At 37.2% G+C, this 298-nt stretch carries 1 protein-coding gene; it reads left to right on the top strand.

Features of this window, described 5'->3' with window-relative positions; genetic code table 11:
• On the top strand, positions 1-298 hold a 298-nt coding region (locus tag P0G09_RS19135), incomplete at both ends, for a phospholipase D-like domain-containing protein (RefSeq protein WP_275253461.1).

Genomic DNA, 298 nt, shown 5'->3' on the forward strand with positions numbered 1-298 from the left:
GCGTTGCATATAAAAAGCAGCTGGAAGTGTCCAATACAACCAAAAAAGAAACAAAAAATGGGTCATGGAACGAATGCAGTGAAAATACAGAACGGGCAGTAATCATAGAAAATAATCCAGAAGCGCTTTTACAAAGAGTGCGTTTGATCAAGAATGCAAAAAAGGAAATTATTCTTTCTACTTTTGCATTTCAATCCGATGAAAGTGGAAAATTGATCTTAGGAGCACTGCATGATGCGGCAGACAGAGGTGTACATATTCCTATGTTAGTAGATGGAATGGAGAGCTGGATTTATAT

Source organism: Faecalibacterium sp. DFI.5.82, from assembly GCF_029076575.1.
Taxonomy (GTDB): Bacteria; Bacillota; Clostridia; order Oscillospirales; family Ruminococcaceae; genus Faecalibacterium; species Faecalibacterium duncaniae.